This is a genomic window from Salmonella sp. NW177 (assembly GCF_051811585.1).
GTDB classification, from domain to species: Bacteria; Pseudomonadota; Gammaproteobacteria; order Enterobacterales; family Enterobacteriaceae; genus Salmonella; species Salmonella enterica.
Genome location: NZ_JAMMZV010000009.1, coordinates 43,200 through 64,617, shown reverse-complemented (window position 1 = coordinate 64,617; position 21,418 = coordinate 43,200). Strand labels below are relative to the sequence as shown.

Annotated in this window: 20 protein-coding genes and 1 pseudogene; 5 read left to right on the top strand and 16 right to left on the bottom strand. The window is 53.9% G+C overall.

Going from position 1 to position 21,418, the window contains the following annotated elements:
- Window positions 1-73: 73 nt before the first annotated feature.
- Window positions 74-1,384, bottom strand: a complete 1,311-nt coding sequence (locus NA986_RS21215; RefSeq protein ID WP_001039322.1) for a conjugal transfer protein TraF — start codon at window positions 1,382-1,384, stop codon at window positions 74-76.
- Window positions 1,385-1,630: 246 nt separating this feature from the next.
- On the opposite strand from NA986_RS21215, the gene zur reads away from it, so the two are divergent.
- Entirely contained in the window at window positions 1,631-2,146 is a 516-nt protein-coding gene (gene zur, locus NA986_RS21210) for a zinc uptake transcriptional repressor Zur (RefSeq protein WP_000416271.1), read from the top strand.
- A gap of 99 nt (window positions 2,147-2,245) precedes the next feature.
- On the opposite strand, the gene NA986_RS21205 is transcribed toward zur, so the two are convergent.
- From NA986_RS21205 to NA986_RS21185, 5 genes are all read right to left on the bottom strand, one after another.
- A complete protein-coding gene (locus NA986_RS21205; RefSeq protein WP_001030592.1) occupies window positions 2,246-2,455 on the bottom strand; it encodes a CsbD family protein in 210 nt (69 codons plus the stop codon).
- Between the two features lie 21 nt (window positions 2,456-2,476).
- Window positions 2,477-2,590 carry a hypothetical protein gene (locus NA986_RS21200; protein WP_001575282.1) on the bottom strand — a complete coding sequence of 38 codons (114 nt, stop codon included), beginning with the start codon at window positions 2,588-2,590 and terminating at the stop codon, window positions 2,477-2,479.
- On the bottom strand, window positions 2,587-3,912 hold the full coding sequence (dinF, locus tag NA986_RS21195) for an MATE family efflux transporter DinF (protein WP_001128113.1): 1,326 nt from the start codon (window positions 3,910-3,912) through the stop codon (window positions 2,587-2,589). The genes NA986_RS21200 and dinF overlap by 4 nt, the downstream gene beginning before the upstream one ends.
- Before the next feature lie 178 nt (window positions 3,913-4,090).
- A complete protein-coding gene (gene lexA, locus NA986_RS21190; RefSeq protein ID WP_000646079.1) occupies window positions 4,091-4,699 on the bottom strand; it encodes a transcriptional repressor LexA in 609 nt (202 codons plus the stop codon).
- A gap of 108 nt (window positions 4,700-4,807) precedes the next feature.
- Entirely contained in the window at window positions 4,808-5,176 is a 369-nt protein-coding gene (locus NA986_RS21185; RefSeq protein WP_000002900.1) for a diacylglycerol kinase, read from the bottom strand.
- A 170-nt stretch (window positions 5,177-5,346) separates the two neighbouring features.
- Here NA986_RS21185 and plsB point away from each other — a divergent pair, with 170 nt between their 5' ends.
- Window positions 5,347-7,767, top strand: coding sequence for a glycerol-3-phosphate 1-O-acyltransferase PlsB (gene plsB / locus NA986_RS21180; protein WP_000017366.1), 2,421 nt, complete (start codon window positions 5,347-5,349; stop codon window positions 7,765-7,767).
- 98 nt (window positions 7,768-7,865) lie between these two features.
- On the opposite strand, the gene ubiA is transcribed toward plsB, so the two are convergent.
- The 5 genes from ubiA to malK form a co-directional block, all read right to left on the bottom strand.
- Window positions 7,866-8,738: a 4-hydroxybenzoate octaprenyltransferase gene (ubiA, locus tag NA986_RS21175; RefSeq protein WP_000455248.1), complete on the bottom strand. Its 873-nt coding sequence runs from the start codon at window positions 8,736-8,738 to the stop codon at window positions 7,866-7,868.
- 13 nt (window positions 8,739-8,751) lie between these two features.
- Window positions 8,752-9,249: a chorismate lyase gene (gene ubiC, locus NA986_RS21170; protein WP_000019230.1), complete on the bottom strand. Its 498-nt coding sequence runs from the start codon at window positions 9,247-9,249 to the stop codon at window positions 8,752-8,754.
- 180 nt (window positions 9,250-9,429) lie between these two features.
- Complete coding sequence (gene malM / locus NA986_RS21165; protein WP_000782497.1) at window positions 9,430-10,347, bottom strand: maltose operon protein MalM; 918 nt, start codon at window positions 10,345-10,347, stop codon at window positions 9,430-9,432.
- A 163-nt stretch (window positions 10,348-10,510) separates the two neighbouring features.
- Entirely contained in the window at window positions 10,511-11,869 is a 1,359-nt protein-coding gene (locus NA986_RS21160; protein WP_000973642.1) for a maltoporin, read from the bottom strand.
- An 88-nt stretch (window positions 11,870-11,957) separates the two neighbouring features.
- Window positions 11,958-13,067 (bottom strand): maltose/maltodextrin ABC transporter ATP-binding protein MalK, encoded by a 1,110-nt coding sequence (gene malK, locus NA986_RS21155; RefSeq protein WP_000179176.1) that lies wholly within the window; start codon window positions 13,065-13,067, stop codon window positions 11,958-11,960.
- 361 nt (window positions 13,068-13,428) lie between these two features.
- Between malK and malE the strand changes: the two genes are divergently transcribed.
- Entirely contained in the window at window positions 13,429-14,619 is a 1,191-nt protein-coding gene (malE, locus tag NA986_RS21150) for a maltose/maltodextrin ABC transporter substrate-binding protein MalE (RefSeq protein ID WP_000695415.1), read from the top strand.
- Here malE and NA986_RS21145 read toward each other — a convergent pair.
- Window positions 14,568-14,708: pseudogene (locus tag NA986_RS21145) on the bottom strand (hypothetical protein); the annotation flags it as partial. The gene malE and the pseudogene NA986_RS21145 sit on opposite strands and share 52 nt — an antisense overlap.
- Before the next feature lie 42 nt (window positions 14,709-14,750).
- Here NA986_RS21145 and malF point away from each other — a divergent pair.
- Window positions 14,751-16,295 (top strand): maltose ABC transporter permease MalF, encoded by a 1,545-nt coding sequence (gene malF, locus NA986_RS21140; RefSeq protein WP_000382565.1) that lies wholly within the window; start codon window positions 14,751-14,753, stop codon window positions 16,293-16,295.
- Window positions 16,296-16,309: 14 nt separating this feature from the next.
- Window positions 16,310-17,200: a maltose ABC transporter permease MalG gene (malG, locus tag NA986_RS21135; RefSeq protein ID WP_001252085.1), complete on the top strand. Its 891-nt coding sequence runs from the start codon at window positions 16,310-16,312 to the stop codon at window positions 17,198-17,200.
- 165 nt (window positions 17,201-17,365) lie between these two features.
- On the opposite strand, the gene psiE is transcribed toward malG, so the two are convergent.
- The 4 genes from psiE to NA986_RS21115 all read right to left on the bottom strand — a co-directional run bounded on the left by psiE (window position 17,366) and on the right by NA986_RS21115 (window position 21,387).
- A complete protein-coding gene (psiE, locus tag NA986_RS21130; RefSeq protein ID WP_000982752.1) occupies window positions 17,366-17,776 on the bottom strand; it encodes a phosphate-starvation-inducible protein PsiE in 411 nt (136 codons plus the stop codon).
- 142 nt (window positions 17,777-17,918) lie between these two features.
- Window positions 17,919-20,015: a YjbH domain-containing protein gene (locus tag NA986_RS21125; RefSeq protein WP_000750805.1), complete on the bottom strand. Its 2,097-nt coding sequence runs from the start codon at window positions 20,013-20,015 to the stop codon at window positions 17,919-17,921.
- Entirely contained in the window at window positions 20,015-20,752 is a 738-nt protein-coding gene (locus tag NA986_RS21120) for a capsule biosynthesis GfcC family protein (protein WP_023216234.1), read from the bottom strand. The genes NA986_RS21125 and NA986_RS21120 overlap by 1 nt, the downstream gene beginning before the upstream one ends.
- Entirely contained in the window at window positions 20,749-21,387 is a 639-nt protein-coding gene (locus tag NA986_RS21115; protein WP_000824807.1) for a YjbF family lipoprotein, read from the bottom strand. The genes NA986_RS21120 and NA986_RS21115 overlap by 4 nt, the downstream gene beginning before the upstream one ends.
- Window positions 21,388-21,418 lie beyond the last annotated feature (31 nt).

Sequence of the window (21,418 nt, the reverse complement as noted above, 5' to 3'; positions counted from 1 at the left end):
CATCCGGTTAAAAAAGGGGCGTTACTATAGCATAACGCTAAACCGGAGGCGTAGCGCCTCCGGTGAAAGCACCTCAGAATGTCATTGTAAGCTGCGCGCCTGCCCCCCAGGTTTCATCTTCGCCGTACAGTCCCATTAAATCGAGATGCACACGGTTAAAGGGCGCAAAGCCAAGACCGCCGGTAACCACATTGCTATCGTTATTTTTCACATCCGCACGATACCCTGCGCGCACCGCCAGCCATGACAACGGTCGAACTTCAGCGCCGACACCCACGTACTGTGAATTGTCTTCGCTCTTAAAGCCTTTCGTTTCCGTCAGATCGCCATCGGCGCTTACGGTCAGCAAATCGTTATGCCATGCGACGCCCGCGGTAACCAGGGGGCGGATTTGGTATGTATCTTTGTAGTTGGTGGTTTCTCCCGTCATACCATTAGTGATGTAAATATCTTTCGTATCGATATCGCGAGATACCAGATTTTGCCCGCTCAGCCCCAACGTCCAGTTTTCACCGATATCGGCAGCAAGCCCCGCATCAATGTTAAAACCCGTATCGTCATTGCGATAACGGCTGCTATTCCAGTCGCTACTGTCGTAGTTATAAATTGAGGTGGTGTAGTTATAGAGCCAGGTTTTTTGCAGTTTTGGCGTAACGCCAATGGAAACAGGCACCTCGCCCACCACAAACTGCTTCGCCAGCGCAATACCGTAGTCAGATACAATCGCTACCCGCCCCGACGCGGTAGAGTTTAAATGCTTTGTAATTTCGTCAGACCCCAGCAAAGCAGCGCGTCCTGCTTCACGAAGCGCGACACGTTCATCATGCTGGATATCGCGCAGATACTGAATATCGTTCTGATCAATGGACGAACTCACGCGCCCATGCGCATAACCTTTGGCGATAAACGCCACGGAAAGCGTTTGCCCTGGAATACTTACCGCCAACCCGGCGCCGGCATTGGCGCGGGCGGTTTTTCCGTTGAGATATTCCAGCTCATCGGCCAGGTCGCGCGCGGCGCCCTGAAATTGATTCAGCACGCCTCGCGGATTGAGCAGAATTTGCCCCAGCGTAAGGTTATCGACGACCTCATCGTAGTAATCCACTTTATCGCTGATATCGTCAATTTCATCCTGGAGATTGTCTTTATCCGTAATCTGGACGCCGACCGCAGGAAGGACAACAGTGATATTGTCTTCCGGTTTGGCTTTTGCCAGTAACGCCGGATTTAATAGTACTCCGCTGCCATAATTCGCGGACGCAACGCCCGTCCCGCCCATTGCGTCATTACGCGCTTCCGTCCAGGTATTGGCGGCGCCCGCCTGCTTTGCCATAAAAAGCGAGACCGCGATAGCAATCAGTGAAAGTTTGACGTTTTTGTTCACAGTTAGCCCATCTTATTATCAGGTGAAGTAATCCCTCCGCCACGCTTTACCGGACAGAGGCGAACTATTGCTGTGAAATAGTGATGTTAAATCCTGTTGTTATAATATCGACCCTCATTAGGTATAGATGAGAATACTGGCGCGGAAAAGCTTAGCAGGCGATATATTGTCGCGGGGTAATTTCAGAGTTTTAAGCAGCTCGTGGTAAAGTAACGGATTAGACTTTCATGCCATTCGAGGTGCTACATGGAAAAGACCACAACGCAAGAGTTACTGGCGCAAGCTGAAAAACTCTGCGCGCAGCGCAACGTGCGCCTGACGCCTCAGCGCCTCGAAGTGCTGCGCCTGATGAGTCTGCAACAGGGTGCCATCAGCGCATACGATTTGCTCGATTTGCTGCGCGAAACGGAACCACAGGCCAAACCGCCCACCATCTACCGCGCGCTGGATTTTTTGCTCGAACAGGGTTTTGTCCATAAAGTGGAATCCACCAATAGTTATGTGGTTTGCCACCTGTTCGACCAGCCGACGCACAGCTCGGCCATGTTTATCTGCGATCGTTGTGGCGTGGTGAAGGAAGAGTGTGCCGAGGGCGTGGAAGACATCATGCATACGCTGGCGGCTAAAATGGGCTTTGCGCTACGACATAACGTTATTGAGGCGCACGGTCTGTGCCCTGCGTGCGTAGAAGTGGAAGCGTGTCGCCATCCGGGCGACTGTGGTCACGATCACTCGGTGCTGGTGAAGAAAAAACCACGTTAGCCTGAACGGAAAAACGGGCGGCAGTAGAGAGGGGCACGCCCGCATTCACAGGCAAACAGGGGGAAGCACATCCATGTACTCCTGGTAGGGGAAAACATATTACCAGCGATAGTTGTTACGGGTTTCCCAGTCAACAACCTCTTTTTCCGCCTGATCTTTCTGGTAACCGTAACGCTCCTGGATTTTACCTACCAGTTGGTCGCGTTTACCTTCGATAACGGTCATATCGTCATCGGTCAGTTTACCCCATTGTTCTTTCATTTTACCTTTAAACTGTTTCCAGTTACCGCCGGCTTCGTCTTTATTCATCATCTTGTCCTCATCATTCGGTTAGGAATAGCAGGTGTTATTCGCCCAAATGCACTGCAATTTCTGCTGGACGTGATAATAATTGTAGGCAGGAATTCGGCCTTCGGTTTTATATTCAGAATTTTTAACCGTCACGATCTGGCAAACCATGTACCCTCGCGCCAGTGACGACGCCAGATAAGGCTCAACGACAGACCGCGAAGCGCCAGGAACACGGTTAATGCCAGCCATAAACCATGATTTCCTAATACCGGCAGGGCGAAGAGCGTCAGCGCGAATCCTCCCGCGGCGACTGCCATGCTATTGCGCATTTCGGCGGCGCGCGTCGCGCCAATAAACATACCGTCGAGCAGATAGCACCATACGCCCACCAGCGGTAATACCACCTGCCAGATAAGATACCGATCCGCCAGTAGCTGTATTTGCGGCAATGAGGTCAGTAACGCGACAATATGTTCGCCTGCCAGGGCATAGACTGTGGAAAACAACAAGGCCACAATTCCTGACTGACGACACGCCGCTCGCCAGACGTCCAGTAGCTTGCTACCGTCACGCGCGCCGTAAGCCTGACCGGAGTGCGCCTCCACCGCATAAGCAAAACCGTCCAGCGCATAGGCCGTAAAGGTGAGTAAGGTCATCAGGACTGCATTTACCGCGATAATATCGCTGCCCAGCCGCGCGCCTGACACCGTGATTGCGCCAAAACAAAGCTGAAGGAGCAATGAGCGCAGCATGATATCGCGATTGAGCGCCAAAAGGCGGCGCACGTTGCCGCGCCAGGCCTGTTTTAGCATATCCAGCGACACACCGCGGAGATGGAGAACTTTACGTACCATCATGAGGCCGATCAGTAACGTGGCATATTCTGCGATGACCGTCGCCAGGGCGGCACCCTGCACGTTCATATGAAGCCCCATTACCAGCCACAGGTCGAGCGCGATATTGAGGATATTGCCCACGACCAACAAGATAACCGGCGCCCGCGCATACTGAACGCCTAACAGCCAACCGAGCAGCACCAGATTCGCCAGTGACGCGGGAGCGCTTAGCCAACGAATTTCAAGGAAGCGTCTCGCTTGCACCAGGACAGCGTCGTTCCCGCCGACAATATGTAAAGCCAGCTCGATAAGCGGCGTGCGAAATAGCACAATCATCACGCCAGCGCCCAGCGCCAGTAATAACGGTTGAATGAGCGCCCGGGCTAACGCCTGCGGATTTTTGGCGCCAAATGCCTGCGCCGTTAGGCCGGTGGTGCTCATACGTAGAAATAGCAGCAGCATGAAAAGAAAGCTGGTGGCAGTCGCGCCCACCGCCACGCCGCCCAGGAAAACCGGGCTGTCCAGATGACCAATCACCGCCGTATCGACCAGCCCCAGTAAGGGGACGGTGATGTTAGAAAAAATCATCGGCAGCGCGAGACGCCAGAGAGCTTTATCAGAGGAGGTAAAAAGCGGCATGGAGAAAAGCCTGACAAGGAGTTAAAGGAAACGAGCGCATTGCCGGATGGCGACGTAACGCCTTATCCGGCCTACAAATTAATCATCTCAGGAACTGCATTCCCGTAGGCCTGATAAGCGCAGCGCCATCAGGCTGCACGATTGCCGGATGACGGCTTACAAGGAGATTAAAAAGAGACTACAACCATTCCCCGTTGCGAATGACGCCTACCGCCAGCCCTTCAATCGTAAAGCTTTGTTCGCGCAGATCCACCACTATCGGTGTAAACTCGCTGTTTTCCGGCAGCAGCTCTACTTTATTGCCCTGCTTTTTCAGGCGTTTTACTGTCACTTCATCATCAATGCGAGCGACAACCACCTGGCCATTACGGACGTCCTGCGTTTTATGTACCGCCAGCAAATCCCCATCCATAATACCGATGTCTTTCATCGACATACCGCTCACGCGCAGCAGGAAATCGGCGCTGGGTTTGAACAGCGAAGGATCGACCTGGTAATGGCCTTCAATATGCTGCTGCGCCAGAAGCGGTTCACCCGCCGCGACACGCCCGACAAGCGGTAATCCGTCCTCTTCTTCCTGTAACAGACGGATACCTCGCGATGCGCCGGAAACGATTTCAAGCACCCCTTTGCGCGCCAGCGCTTTAAGGTGTTCTTCCGCCGCGTTTGGGGAACGGAACCCCAAACGCTGCGCGATTTCCGCACGCGTCGGTGGCATACCTGTCTGGCTGATGTGATCCCGGATGAGATCAAACACCTCTTGTTGCCTGGCCGTTAACGCTTTCATTCCGCCCCCTGGGTGTATATACAGTCATGCTGTGAGTATATACAGTTAAAGGTGATTTTGGAACCACAAACGGCGCAAAAAACAAGAGATTTATAAAATTTGGAACCTTTATCGAAAATGTGACCATAACAGGATGCCCCAGGTCATCAGGGCAACGAAAATAGACAGTAGCACCGCAGCCGATCCCATATCTTTCGCACGGCCGGAAAGCTCATGGTATTCAGAACCGATGCGGTCCACGACCGCTTCAATAGCGCTGTTGAGGATTTCAACAATCATGATAAGTAAAACGGAACCTATCAATAACACACGGGTAATCGCATCCACATCCAGCCAGCAGGCGATGATGACGCCCAGCAATACCGCGATACTTTCCTGGCGAAACGCCGCTTCGTGAGTCCATGCGGCGCGAAATCCTTTCCAGGAATATCCTGCCGCTTTGATAATTCTGGTGAATCCAGTGGTATTATTGGCCATCAAAAGAACCTTTTTACATTATTAACGTCAATGACATTATACGGTTGCCCTGCACGATTCGGACTGCCGTAACGCAGCGCGAAGTATGACGGGATACAACAGAAATTCGCTAAACTTTCTGATATCCTTGCACCGCATTTGCATTATTAACCAGAGGCTTTACATCGTTTATGTCCGGCTGGCCACGAATTTACTACAAATTACTGAATTTACCATTAAGCATACTGGTAAAAAGCAAGTCTATTCCGGCGGAACCCGCCCAGGAATTGGGGCTCGATACTTCTCGCCCCATTATGTATGTCTTGCCATACAACTCAAAAGCGGACTTACTGACGCTGCGGGCGCAATGTCTGGCGCACGATCTCCCGGATCCGCTGGAGCCGCTGGAGATCGACGGCGCGCTGCTGCCACGCTATGTATTTATTCACGGCGGACCGCGTGTCTTTACCTATTACACGCCAAAAGAAGAGTCGGTGAAACTTTTTCACGATTATCTCGATCTGCATCGGAGTAATCCGGCTTTGGACGTGCAGATGGTGCCCGTTTCCGTGATGTTTGGCCGCGCGCCGGGTCGTGAAAAGGGAGAAGAGAACCCGCCTTTACGCATGCTGAACGGCGTACAGAAATTCTTTGCCATCTCCTGGCTGGGTCGCGATAGCTTTGTCCGATTCTCGCCGTCCGTCTCATTGCGTCGCATGGCTGATGAACACGGCACCGATAAAATCATCGCGCAGAAGCTGGCTCGCGTGGCGCGTATGCACTTTGCCCGCCAGCGCCTGGCGGCGGTTGGCCCACGCCTGCCCGCCCGTCAGGATCTGTTTAACAAACTGCTGGCCTCGAAAGCGATCGCCCGCGCGGTAGAAGACGAAGCGCGCAGTAAAAAAATCTCTCATGAAAAAGCGCAGCAAAACGCCATTGCGCTGATGGAAGAGATCGCGGCGAACTTCTCTTACGAGATGATTCGTTTGACCGACAGGATTTTGGGGTTTACCTGGAACCGACTGTACCAGGGGATTAACGTGCATAACGCCGAGCGCGTACGCCAACTGGCGCACGACGGGCATGAAATCGTCTATGTACCCTGTCACCGCAGCCATATGGACTACTTGCTCCTTTCTTATGTGCTGTACCATCAGGGACTGGTTCCGCCGCACATTGCCGCCGGTATTAACCTTAATTTCTGGCCCGCTGGCCCGATTTTCCGTCGTCTGGGCGCGTTCTTTATTCGTCGCACCTTTAAGGGGAATAAACTCTATTCCACCGTCTTTCGCGAATACCTGGGCGAGCTGTTCAGCCGCGGTTACTCGGTTGAGTATTTTGTCGAAGGAGGACGTTCGCGTACCGGACGTTTGTTAGATCCGAAAACCGGCACCCTGTCGATGACTATCCAGGCGATGCTGCGCGGCGGTACCCGTCCAATTACGTTAGTGCCTATTTACATCGGCTATGAGCACGTCATGGAAGTGGGCACCTATGCGAAAGAGCTGCGCGGCGCGACAAAAGAGAAAGAGAGTCTGCCGCAGATGCTGAAAGGCTTGAGCAAGCTGCGCAATCTGGGTCAGGGCTACGTTAACTTTGGCGAACCGATGCCGCTCATGACGTACCTGAACCAGCATGTGCCGGAGTGGCGCGAATCTATCGACCCTATAGAGGCCATACGCCCAGCCTGGCTGACGCCGACGGTAAATAGTATCGCCGCCGATCTGATGGTGCGTATTAACAACGCTGGCGCGGCAAACGCGATGAACCTGTGTTGTACCGCGCTGTTAGCGTCGCGTCAGCGCTCGCTCACCCGCGAGCAGCTCACCGAGCAGCTTGATTGCTATCTCGATCTGATGCGCAATGTCCCCTATTCCACAGACTCAACCGTTCCTGCCGCCAGCGCTGGCGAGCTCATCGCTCACGCGCTGCAGATGAATAAGTTTGAGGTCGAGAAAGACACCATTGGCGATATCATCATCCTGCCGCGCGAGCAGGCGGTGTTGATGACCTATTATCGTAACAATATCGCGCATATGTTGATTATGCCTTCGCTGATGGCGGCGATTATCACCCAGCATCGTCGCATTTCGCGTGATGCGTTGCAGCAGCATGTTGAAGCGCTCTATCCGATGTTAAAAGCGGAGCTGTTCCTGCGCTGGGAGCGCGAGGAGTTAGCCTCGGTCATCGACGCGCTGGCCAGTGAAATGCAGCGTCAGGGGCTAATTACCCTGCAGGATGATGAACTGCATATCAACCCGACGCATTCCCGTACGCTGCAACTGCTGGCGGCAGGCGCGCGTGAAACGCTACAGCGTTATGCCATTACGTTCTGGCTGTTGAGCGCCAATCCGTCCATCAACCGCAGTACGCTGGAGAAAGAAAGCCGTACCGTGGCGCAACGTCTGTCTGTCCTGCACGGTATTAACGCGCCGGAGTTTTTCGACAAAGCAGTGTTCAGTTCACTCGTGTTGACGCTACGGGATGAGGGTTATATCAGTGATACGGGCGATGCCGAACCGGCAGAAACGATGAAGATATATCAGATGCTTGCCGATCTGATTACCTCTGATGTCCGTCTGACGATTGAAAGCGCGACGCAGGGCGAGTAAGCCAGTGCCTGAAATGCCCGATGGCGTAAGCTTATCGGGCAACTGATATGACGTATTGAATATTTTGGCTTTGTAGGCCGGGTCCGCCCGGCATGACATCAGAAGTGCCAGTAACTCATCGCCAGCCCTAAAAATAGCACCAGGCCAACGTAGTTATTGTTCATAAAGGCTTTAAAGCAGGCTTCACGTTCACGGTTCGCAATCAGTTTTTGCTGGTAGACAAACAGCGCGCCCGCCACCAGCACAGCCCAGTAATATCCCCCTCCCAGACCATTCAACCAGCCGATCAGCGCCATTAACGCCATGACGCCAAGCTGCAGAATCCCGATAATCAATGTGTCATAACGACCAAACAGGATCGCCGTCGATTTAATGCCTATCTTGATATCATCATCTCTGTCGACCATCGCATATTGCGTATCGTAAGCCACTGCCCAGAGAATATTGGCGAGGAACATCAGCCAGCAGCTCAACGGCAGGGATTCGCTCACCGCGGCGAACGCCATGGGGATTGACCAGCCGAAAGCGGCCCCCAGCACGACCTGCGGCAGGTGGGTGTAGCGTTTCATAAAGGGATAAACCCAGGCCAACGCCAGCGCCGCCACGGAAAGCAGAATCGTCATGGCGTTCAGCGTCAGCACCAACAGAAACGCCAGCAGCACCAGCACCACAAACAGGTTGCGCGCTTCTTTCTCTGTCACGGCGCCGCTGGGTAAAGGCCGGTTGACCGTACGTTTTACATGTCCGTCAAATTTACGATCGGCGTAATCATTCACCACGCAGCCCGCCGCGCGCATTAACCACACGCCAGCGACAAAAACCGCCAAAATCCACAGCTGAGGCATACCCGGTGTCGCCACCCATAGCGCCCAAAGCGTCGGCCAGAGCAGCAGCAACGCGCCAATAGGCTTATCTGTACGCATCAAACGGTGAAACGCCAGCAGCTTACTCTGCGTCAGACTCCACTCCATCTTTATCTTCCTCTCAGTACAGCGGCGATGCAGGTAAAAAAAGCTCGGTAAGCAACAGCGGTTTTCCGCTCAACCGCAGTCGAGAGCGGCGCCCCCACAGCGTTGCATCGCGTCCAATTTCAATAAAATCGCGGGTCAGTGTCGATGATGTAAATAGATAACGTCCAAGCGGGGTTTTACCCAGATGTTGTAAGACCTGTTCAGGTCCGCACAGCGTGGATTCCGGTACCACGGTACGTCCGGCAAGCCAGGGCTCGCCGTCAGCGCAAAGCAGTATCTCACGTAACCAGTAGCGGGATTCGGATGGCAGTAAACCTGATGCTTCCTCGACCTCACTTTGGCCGACAAACGCTTCCCGAATCAGCGTCACGCTTACCCGCTTTCCCTGCTGCTCAAAACGTTTAGTCATAGAATCTTCCAGCAACAGCCAGTCCAGCAAATGGGGTTCAAGCGCAGGAATCGCATCAAAATAGCGCAGCGCACGCAGTCGCGTTAACGCAGGGTGTGACATGCCTTACTCTCCGATTCATAACCTAAAGTCATTGTATCTCAGAAAAGACATTACGGGGGGCGTAATCACAATTAAGTGATCTGTTGCGCAACAAAAAAATAACAATTCGCATGAAATGATAAAAAAAGGTGCGCCAGGAGACGCACCAGTTGCTGCAAAATCAGCACTGTGGGGAAACAATTACCCCTTGCCTTTTACACTGCTGATAAAGGTGGAACGGGCAGATGTCGATCCCAGACGTTCAGCCTCATCAAGCAGTTTCAGCGCCTTATCGACGTCGCCTTTCGCTACGGCATCCTTAATCGCTTTATTAAAGTAGCTTTCCGTATCGTTCAACATCGGTTCGCTTTTCTTCGGCGCGACTGGCGCTGGCGCCGCGACCGGCGCGGCGGTATTGCCTACCGTTACCGGCCCGGTACCGGACGAGCCAAACAACGGCCCGACCAATACGCTGGAGCTGCTGTTGGTTTTCACCTTCAGTTTCACCACGCCGTCAGTGGTATGGCGAGCAACTGGATCGGGAATATCCGGGATAGAGTTACCGACGCCTTTGGCATAGGCTTTTGCCGGATCGAGCAGCGTAGTGGTTTGCTGAAGATCTTTTTCGGTCGTAAACACCAGAACATAGAGTTTCTGCTGCCCCAACGCAGGCGTCAGGCGCATCACGCCTTCCAGCCGGTCTGCGCTCATGACGCCCGGCTGCTGATAAGTAAAGTAACTGCTGGGGAAGAACGCCGAAGGCGTCATATTTTGGTCAAGAATCAACACGTTTGGCGCAAAAACGCTGGCTTGCTTATTGACCTCGCTGGTCAGAGTTAATGTCAGCTCGCCGATATTCGCCGGAACACTATAAGCGGCGACCGGGCCGGTAATGCCGGCGACGTCAAGGCGCTGGCCGCCCGTCGCCAGTTGGGTAGACTGCGTTTTTGACTGATCTACAGGCGTCCAGGTTAATTGCTGTAGCGCAGCAGCAGGAATAGCGGGCGCGGCGCTGGTATTTTGCGGTACATAGTTCACTTCCGCCAGGCTGATACCCGGCACGCTGGCGAACAGCCCTGCGGTTAAACAGAGGGCGACGAGACTTTTCTTCATTTTCATTATTCTCACCTCAATAAGGCGGGTTCAGCGGTAGCCAGGCAATAGCGCGCCAACCCAAACATATCGCCGAATGGCGGCTGGCGCCTTATTCGGCTTACAAGCATCATCAGACCTGATGTTTCAGAGGGGCTTGCGCCCCTCGTTACGTCAGATGACCATCGTATTACCACCAGATTTCCATCTGGGCGCCGAAGGTCCACTCATCGCTATCGCCACGGCTGTTGGTGGAAATGCCGGAGTTAGTCGCTGCGGCATAACGGGAAATGTTATCGCCGTCTTTGATATAGCCCCATTTCTCATCCCATTTCGCGTAGGTGGCGAAAATACGGATAGCCGGACGCGACCAGATGCTGTCGCCCGCCTGCCACTGTTGCGCCAGGGTGATTTTGTATTGGTTGTTACGATCGCCGGTCTGCTGAGATTTCACGTTGTCGTAGCCGACTTCCAGCAGGGTACTCATGATTGGCGTCCACTTGTACATTGGACGTACGCCCACGGTCCACCACTCAGTACCCAGGTTATTATCCCAATCGATATTCTGGTACATACCGACGTACATCAAATCCCATTTATCACCAAGCGAGATGGCGCCATGATCCAAAATACGCCACATATCGCCATTATTATTGATGACCTTATTGGCATAATTAATTTTGGTTCCATCAGGCAATTCTTCAGTGAAAGATGAAGAACCGTCGGAACCGCGCGCCTGGCCTTTACCCTGCGTGGTCATGGCATCGGTGGCATATTGCACGACAAACTTGTTATAGCCTTTCAACATGCTTTGCGTGTGTTCGGCGGTGAACATCCAGCCGTCTTTCGATGCCCCATCCGCCAGCTTATAACCATCGGTCGTATTGGCGCGGCCGTAATCAACGCCCAGCTCCAGTACGCCGTCCGGGTTCGTTTGCAGACCAGCCAGACGTACGTCAAAGACGTCGTTAGCGGTATCTTTCACTTCATCATAAATATTCTGGCTGCTGAAGGTGTAAGAGCCGCCCGCTTCAGTAGACCGGGTCGCCGCCAGCGAAAGCTTACCGAAGCCCAGATCGATATTTTCGATACCTGCGCCAGGACCTGAAATATCCCAGTAGTAGAAGTCGATCATGTGTACGTCATGACGCTGATAGAAGCGCTTACCGGCCCAGATGGTAGAGCCCGGCAGCCATTCAATCAGGTTTTTACCCTGCACGTTCGCTTCGCGGAAGGCGGGATCGGTCGATTCCCAGTCGTTCTGCTGGTTAACCGAATAGGCGACGTTGGTGTCGAAATAGAAGCTCTTATCGCCCTCTTTCCACACTTCCTGGCCCAGTTTCAATTCCGCATAGGTTTCACATTCGTTACCAAGACGGTATTTACTTTGGGCACCCGTTGCCTGGAAACACTGTTGTTCGCCGCCGCTTCCCGTCCAGCCAATACCGGAACGGGCGTAACCGTGGAAATCGACAGCCATTGCCTGAGCGGACATTACGCCCGCTGCGACAGCAACCGCCAGTGGGAGTTTGCGCAGAGTAATCATCATTCTATCTCCTGAGATCATTGCTTTTCTTTAAACGCTGCCACCTTCTAAAACTGCGAATGGTTTTGCGTTTCGTTTTTTTATGGAGGCCTTAAACACCCGGCTCTTGATGCAGACGACGACATGCGCTGCCATCCTCGCGGAACAGATGACAGCGCTCTGGCGGCAGGCCGATAGCGAATGTGGCGCCCTCTTCTACCAACACCACGTCATTCTGGCGATAAACCAGGTTTTGACGGATGGCGGGGATCTGGATATGAATTTGTGTTTCGTGCCCTAACTGCTCGACCACCTGGACTTCACCTTCCAGGGTGACATCGGCGATATCGCTCGGCAGCAGGTGTTCCGGACGAATGCCTAAAGACATATTGGCGCCGACCTGCACGCCGCGACTTTCGACCGGCAGCCAGATTTGCTGGCGATTCGGCAGTTCGACCTGGACTTGTTCAATTGCGGTGGCGGTCACTTTCACCGGCAGGAAGTTCATCTTCGGCGAGCCGATGAAGCCCGCGACAAAGCGGTCCGCCGGATAGTGGTACAGCTCCAGCGGTTTACCGACCTGCGCGACGCGACCGGCGTCCAGCACCACGATTTTGTCGGCCAGGGTCATCGCCTCGACCTGATCGTGGGTGACGTAAATCATCGTGCGGCCCAGACGTTTATGCAGGCGAGAAATTTCAATACGCATCTGCACGCGCAGCGCGGCATCCAGGTTAGAGAGCGGTTCATCCAGCAAAAACACACGCGGCTCCGCCACCAGCGTGCGGCCAATCGCTACGCGCTGACGCTGCCCGCCGGAAAGCGCTTTTGGCTTACGTTCCAGCAGATGCGCCAGTTGCAGCACTTCCGCCACCTGATTGACGCGTTGATTCATTACCTCTTTTTTGGCGCCCGCCAGCTTGAGGCCGAAAGACATGTTTTCTGCAACGGAGAGATGGGGATAGAGCGCATAAGACTGGAATACCATGCCCACGCCGCGCTCGGCAGGCGGAATATCATTCATACGGGTTTCCCCGATAAACAGGTCGCCACTGGTGATGGTTTCAAGCCCGGCGATCATACGCAGCAAGGTCGATTTACCACAGCCTGACGGTCCGACAAACACCACGAACTCCCCGTCATGGATATCGAGGTTAATATCTTTCGATACCACCACGTCACCCCAGGCTTTCGTTACATTTCGTAGCTGTACGCTCGCCATGCCCTTCTCCCTTCGTTACAACCTGTCATTGACAGCAACATTCATGATGGCCTGACTATGCGCGATCCCTGACTGGGGTAAATCCTCCACCCCCCGGCTTTTTTATGGGGGAGGAGGCGGGAGGATGAGGACACAGCGCCTGAGACCACGGGCGCGGACAGAAAAGGAATTTCGTGATGCCGCCCGCAAAAATCGGCGTGTTTTTATGTGCGCCAGCACGCATTACTCACATTTATGTAACACAGATCACATAAAGCCGGGGTGGGGCGTAGGGGCGGGGAGGATGGAAAGAGGTTGTCGTATAAAGAAACTAGAGACCGTTAAACCACCTCTGTGTACATCACCAAAAAGGATGGGAGATATGAAGATTAAAACTGGCGTAGGCATCCTCGCATTATCCGCACTTACGACGATGATGATTTCCGCCCCGGCTCTCGCCAAAATTGAAGAAGGTAAACTGGTTATCTGGATCAACGGCGACAAGGGTTATAACGGTCTGGCCGAGGTCGGTAAAAAATTTGAGCAAGACACCGGCATTAAAGTGACCGTTGAGCACCCGGATAAGCTGGAAGAGAAATTCCCGCAGGTGGCAGCCACCGGCGACGGTCCTGACATTATCTTCTGGGCGCACGACCGTTTTGGCGGCTACGCGCAGTCTGGTCTGCTGGCGGAGGTCACTCCGGATAAAGCGTTTCAGGACAAACTCTATCCGTTTACCTGGGATGCGGTACGCTATAACGGCAAGCTGATCGCCTACCCCATCGCCGTTGAAGCCCTCTCCCTGATTTATAACAAAGACCTCGTCCCGAACCCGCCGAAAACCTGGGAAGAGATCCCGGCGCTGGATAAAGAGCTAAAAGCGAAAGGGAAGTCGGCGATAATGTTCAACCTGCAAGAGCCGTATTTCACCTGGCCTTTGATCGCCGCTGACGGCGGTTACGCGTTCAAATTTGAAAACGGCAAGTATGACGTGAAAGACGTTGGCGTCGACAACGCCGGCGCGAAAGCGGGCCTGACTTTCCTGATCGATATGATCAAGAACAAAAATATGAGCGCCGATACCGATTACTCCATCGCCGAAGCAGCCTTCAATAAAGGCGAAACGGCAATGACCATCAACGGTCCGTGGGCATGGTCGAACATCGACAAGAGCAAAGTCAACTACGGTGTCACCCTGCTGCCGACCTTCAAAGGTAAACCCTCGAAGCCGTTCGTCGGCGTGCTGAGCGCGGGGATTAACGCTGCCAGCCCGAATAAAGAGCTGGCGAAAGAGTTCCTCGAAAACTACCTGCTGACCGATCAGGGTCTGGAAGCGGTGAACAAAGATAAACCGCTGGGCGCCGTGGCGCTGAAATCTTTCCAGGAGCAGTTAGCGAAAGACCCCCGTATCGCCGCCACCATGGATAACGCCCAGAAAGGCGAGATCATGCCGAATATTCCGCAGATGTCCGCCTTCTGGTATGCGGTACGTACGGCTGTGATCAACGCCGCCAGCGGCCGTCAAACCGTGGATGCCGCGCTGAAAGATGCACAAAGCCGTATCACCAAGTAATGCCGCGAGCCTGTGCCGGATGGCGGCATAAATGCCTTATCCGGCCTACAACACACCGTAGGCCTGATAAGCGCAGCGCCATCAGGCACATCTCCGGCCAGGAAGTTTCAACGCTGTAGAGGAAAACCCCCATGGATGTCATTAAAAAGAAACACTGGTGGCAAAGCGACCAGCTTAAATGGTCAGTAATTGGTCTGCTGGGCCTGCTGGTGGGTTACCTTGTAGTTTTAATGTACGTACAAGGGGAGTATCTGTTCGCCATCATGACGCTGATTTTAAGCTCTGCTGGCCTGTATATTTTCGCAAATCGTAAAACCTACGCCTGGCGCTACGTTTACCCTGGCCTCGCCGGCATGGGGCTGTTTGTGCTATTCCCGCTGGTGTGCACCATCGCCATCGCCTTTACTAACTACAGCAGCACCAACCAGCTCACCTTTGAACGCGCCCAGCAAGTGCTGATGGACCGTTCTTATCAGGCAGGAAAAACCTATAACTTCGGTCTTTACCCGGCCGGCGACGAGTGGCAACTGGCCCTCACCGACGGAGAAACGGGCAAACATTACCTGTCTGACGCATTTTCCTTCGGCGGCGAACAAAAATTACAGCTGAAAGAGACCGATGCCCTGCCGGGCGGCGAACGCGCCAATCTGCGGATAATCACCCAGAACCGTCTGGCGCTGAACCAGATAACCGCCGTCCTGCCGGATGAAAGTAAAGTGATTATGAGTTCGCTGCGTCAGTTTTCCGGTACCCGTCCGCTGTACACACTGGCTGATGACGGCCTGCTGACCAATAACCAGAGCGGCGTAAAATACCGGCCAAACAACGATAGCGGTTATTATCAGTCGATCAACGCCGACGGAAGCTGGGGTGATGAAAAACTCAGTCCTGGTTATACCGTTACTATCGGCGCAAAAAACTTTACGCGCGTCTTTACCGACGAAGGGATCCAGAAGCCCTTTTTCGCTATCTTCGTCTGGACCGTGGTCTTTTCGGTCCTCACTGTGGTGTTAACCGTGGCGGTTGGGATGGTATTGGCCTGCCTCGTACAGTGGGAAGCGCTGAAAGGTAAAGCTATCTACCGCGTCCTGCTGATTCTGCCCTACGCCGTACCGTCGTTTATTTCAATTTTGATTTTCAAAGGGTTATTCAACCAAAGCTTTGGCGAAATCAATATGATGCTGAGCGCGCTGTTTGGCATTAAACCTGCCTGGTTCAGCGACCCCAACACCGCGCGGGCAATGGTGATTATCGTGAATACCTGGCTGGGCTATCCCTACATGATGATCCTGTGCATGGGACTGCTGAAAGCGATTCCGGACGACCTGTACGAAGCCTCCGCAATGGACGGCGCCGGTCCATTTCAGAATTTCTTTAAGATCACCTTACCGCTGCTGATTAAGCCGCTAACGCCGCTGATGATCGCCAGCTTCGCCTTTAACTTTAATAACTTTGTCCTGATTCAACTGTTGACCAACGGCGGGCCAGACCGTCTCGGCACCACCACGCCTGCCGGTTATACCGATCTACTCGTCAGCTACACCTACCGTATCGCCTTTGAAGGCGGCGGCGGTCAGGACTTCGGTCTGGCGGCGGCCATTGCCACGCTGATCTTCCTGCTGGTAGGCGCGCTGGCAATAGTGAACCTGAAAGCCACGCGTATGAAGTTTGATTAAGGGAGATAATAACAATGGCTATGGTCCAACCCAAATCTCAGAAACTGCGTCTCCTCATCACGCACCTGGGGCTGCTGATTTTCATCGCAGCGATTATGTTCCCGCTGCTGATGGTCATCGCTATCTCGCTACGTGAAGGGAACTTCGCCACCGGAAGCCTGATCCCGGATAAAATCTCCTGGGAACACTGGCGGCTGGCGCTGGGTTTCAGCGTGGAACATGCGGATGGTCGGGTAACGCCGCCTCCCTTCCCGGTCCTGCTGTGGCTGTGGAACTCGGTGAAAATCGCCGGTATTACCGCCATCGGCATCGTGGCGCTTTCCACCACCTGCGCCTACGCTTTTGCACGAATGCGTTTTCCAGGTAAAGCAACACTGCTTAAAGGGATGCTGATTTTCCAGATGTTTCCGGCGGTTTTGTCTCTGGTGGCGCTGTATGCGTTATTTGACCGCCTGGGACAATACATTCCATTTATCGGTCTGAATACGCATGGCGGCGTGATCTTCGCCTATCTCGGCGGCATTGCGCTGCATGTCTGGACGATTAAAGGCTACTTCGAAACTATCGACAGCTCGCTGGAAGAGGCCGCCGCGCTGGATGGCGCAACCCCGTGGCAGGCATTTCGCCTGGTGCTGCTGCCGCTTTCTGTACCGATTCTGGCGGTGGTGTTTATTCTGTCGTTCATCGCGGCGATTACCGAAGTTCCGGTCGCCTCGTTGTTACTGCGCGATGTGGACAGCTATACGCTGGCCGTGGGTATGCAGCAATATCTCAACCCGCAAAACTATTTGTGGGGCGACTTTGCCGCCGCCGCCGTCCTTTCCGCTATTCCTATCACCCTGGTGTTCCTGTTGGCGCAACGTTGGCTGGTCAACGGCCTGACGGCAGGGGGTGTGAAAGGTTAAGTTTTATCGAAGTACCTGCCCGGCAACGGGCAATGCCACTGCCCTCAACTTATGTTATCCCCACTTATGGTCGTATTTTGGCGCTCTTCGGAGCGCTTTTTTTATGCGTTATAGACAGAGGCTAATTTATTGACACGCCGTACGTCCGTTACGGTGTGGCGACGCCTATTCTCGCCGTAGTCGGTTCGAATTACATAACCACAACGTGATAACCAACAGGAGGATCGCCGCCGAATAGAGTAATACATCCATTGGCGTTTTATGATCGACAATGATCAGGCGCACAATCGCCGTGATCCCAATGTACACGAAATAGCGCAGCGGAAAGTGAAGGCCAGACTTAAAGTACTTCACAATCAGCGCAATAAATTCGAAATAAAGAAAGTAGATCACCAGCCCTTCCACCAGTTCATATTTGCTGGCTTGCTCAGGCACGAATAATGCATCCGCCAGATGCACCGTCTCTTTACCGAGAAAAACGACCAGGATCAGACCGAGGGTAAGCAGCCCCAAATTTAGTACGTTTTGTAAAATCGTGGCGATAAACTCAAGACGTGAGCGCGATAATGGCATCATAACAGCCCCCTCTTTCTCTGCGGCGAGGTTTCTGTATAACGCACAAATGTGACGGGCATCTATATTTTTTATTTATGTTTATATTTTGTTCAATAAGGTAATTTGCCGGATAGCGCCGTGAACGCCTTATCCGGCCTGAGTATTAACGGAAATTTACGCTCCTGTCACTGGTCATATCATACAGGCCAAACTTACGGCCAAGCTGTTGACCACCGTCACGCGTCAGCGGCGTCCAGCCAATTGCCGCACGACTTCGGGTTGGGCCGGACGAGAAGAGATCCAGCGGCACGGAAACATATACGCCTTTGGTAAAATCCCCTTCCCCATATTCATCCGGCGACGCATCGGTAATCGTCGCGTAACCGCCGACAACGACGCCGCTATCGAAGCGTTTGGCGATCTCCAGCGTACCGCCTTTATCGCCCGCCAGATACTGACCAACGCTGGCTTTCACCAGCACATCCTGGGCGAACGACGGCGTCCAGTATGCGGTCAAATGTCCGGTCTTCACGCTGTAATCGGTAAACTTCATCATATCCTGCGCGCTACGCCAGTCACGCTGTTTCACGTAGTTGGCATCCAGGCCAAACGCCCAATTGCTGTCTACCGGGCGATACAGGACTTCCGCCCCGGCACCGCCAAACATGGTCTCCAGATAACCGCCATAGACCTGCCCATAGAAACCATTGCCAAAATACTGGAAGTAGTTGGCCTGTAGGTTATTCACATAAACATCGTTCTGCACATACTCACGGACATGCGTACGCACCCGCGGCAGATGCGAGTCCTTCGGCGGATTGGTGTAGTTAAATTTGTCGTAGTTGTTGGCGATATTGGCAAACACGCTGCCCGTGGTGAGCAGATGATCTGTGACCCACAGATCCGCAGTTCCCATTACGCCCAACTGATACATATAGAAGTTTTCCGGGCCGCCTACCGACTGATTCAGCACGGGATCAAGATGAAAATCAACGCGCGACTTGTCGATATACCAGCCCTGTTCAGTACTCTCTGGCACGATCGGCTCCACGCGTTTTTGCGCCAGCGGGGTTTCATGTCCCAGCGGTTCGCCTTCCAGATGGCGTTTCAGGCTGGCGACATCGGTTTCAGTGGTGACCTGCGGCAGATTAAGGCGGTTTTCCGTCACGCGGATCGTGCGGATCCCCTCCGGCAGATCGTTCATGACGATCCGGTTAGCGCGCACGATCCCTTCACGGGAGTCGCGGTACTTCACCTGTTCGCCGGTAACGTATAGCGTATCGCCTTTGACCTGGATTTTCGGGTCCGCCAGACCGGCATTATATTTCAATAACGTTAATTGATTAGCCACTACCGAATGTTGCAGGATAGCATCCTGCGGCTGTGGTCGGTATTGCGGGCGTGAATTGTCATGATACGCGGGACGTAAGTCGTTGAAATTGGTGCGCAGCGTAACGCCAAACATAAAGGTATTGCCGCGCTCGTAGCTGAGGTTAACGTCGGCCCAATCGGTGACGCGGTAAATGGCGCCGACGTTAAACTTGCTCTTCTGCTCCAGTTTACCCGCAAAATCCTGCTGATAGTTATTGCCTTCATACTCCAGCTTCAGGCGTAGCGGTTGCCACGGGGTCTGGTATTCCACGCCGCCAAACAGCGAAGCCGGGCCGTGAAACATATCGCTACCGTCGACGGAACCTGCCTCTTTATAACTGTTATCACGCGAACAGAATTTATCACTATACGAACAGAAAGGATTAGACACATTGCCGCTGGTGCCAAGATAGCCCCAGCCGAGACCTAATGAAAAATCAAACGGCCCCCAGGCCTTACTCGCTACAATATATTCCGCATCAAACAGCCCCGTTCCGCCGATATCGCGCGCGCCAACCGCCACCTGCGGCATCCAGTAACTCTCTTCCCACAACCGCAGTTTCACATCAAACGCTTTATCTTTGTAAGTCTGGTCGCCGGAGAATGATTCCACGCTGCTATACTTTTTCGTACGGACATCGGTATAGCGCAACGTGGTTTCCAGCCACGGGAAAAGCTGAACCGAAGCCGAGTAGTAGCGGTACTGATCGTTATCGCGATAGTTCAGGCTCATCTCCCCTTCACGCGCCATACGCGCTGTCGGCGTTTGCAGCAGGCCCACGCCGCCAAAGTCAGATTGTGAAGGCCCAACAGGGGCTGGATATGTTTCGGCATGGCAGGCCGCGCTAATACCCAGCGCCAGCACGCTGAGCAGATGTGTTTTTTTCATTATTCCGGTATCCGCTGCGTCAGGGTATGAAGAATGTCGGCATTTATCGCCTCCGGCGTGCCGCGCCAAAGGGAATCGGCAAAACCGACAAAAATAATGCTGCCGGGCATCGGCTCGATATGACGTTTATTCCAGTAAGCCACCGGCGCTTTTTGGCTGCGTCCATCAGGGTAAACCACCCAGGCATAGCTACGATCCGCGCCGCTGAGTAAGCGCTGACCCTCAAGATAACTGGCGACGTCCCGCCCAGGGACGAACGGCTGGCTGCCCGGCTGGCTAATCAAGCCAAAGAGCGTCACCTGCGTGGGTTGCGGCCCGACCCAGAGCGTGTAGTGACCTTGCAGCGGCGGGTTACCTCGTTCGCTTACCCGCACCACGTCAGGATCAAGATTCACGAATTGTCTGCCCGTCACCTTCACCGCCTGAATCTGTCGGCGCAGTGTGTTTATCGCCGCCGCCGCATCGCCGTCTTCCTCAGCGCTGAGCGCCGCCAGTCGCCCGAGAAGTTCCTGCTGCTGCTGACGCGCCGTCACGGTCGCCTGTTCTTCGCCTATCACCGCCGCAGGCCACCAGCTCGTTGCCAGGCGCGGCTGTCCGACTAAATCGAGCAGACGCTCAGCGTCTGTCAGCGTTTTAGGCTCGCTATTACCCTGGGTAAAAACGGTAACAGTGCCGCTGGCAAAGGCGGATGACGCGATAAAGGCCAGCGCCAGCGCGCTTATCGTCCTTTTCATCATGATTTTGCCGCCTTAATCAGCGTGGTTTTCACCGGAAAGTAATTCGCGCCCAGATACTGTTCCGTCTGGCGAATTTGGCCTTCGCTATCAATCCAGTAGCGATTACGCCAGCGCGTTTGATCGGTCGTCACTTCTTCATCCAGCACCCGCACGGCGGTCTCTTCACTGCCGACGCTAACGCTATCGGTCCCTCGCCATGTAAAAACGGAACGGGCGGTGGCGTAACGCACCTGGCGATGTTCGGTCCAGCCCAGGGTGCGAGTCCAGGTCGCACCATCGATAATCTGTCCTGGTTTCGCCAGCGGGTCGGCCGCCAGATTATTCACATCGATCAGGTTGTCGCCGCTAAGCAGCGTTTTGACCAGACGGCCATGCTGCGTCACGATCGTCGCGCCATCCTGCGTCACCCATTTCTGCTGCCCGTTTTCCGAGAAAGCGAGCACCACAAACAGTTGAGGGCCGCCGTTAAGCTGCATGTACTGGCTGGCATACGGCATGTTTTGAATATCGTCATCCGTTAGCTGTACGCCTGGCGTACCGAACAAACTGTCCCACAGTGAATCGCCCAGGCCTTTGGTGGTGGCCGAACACGCCTGTAATAGCAGGCAAATCAGGATAAGTGCGAGTCGCTTCACGACGCTTCTCCAGAGGGGCAAAATAACCACA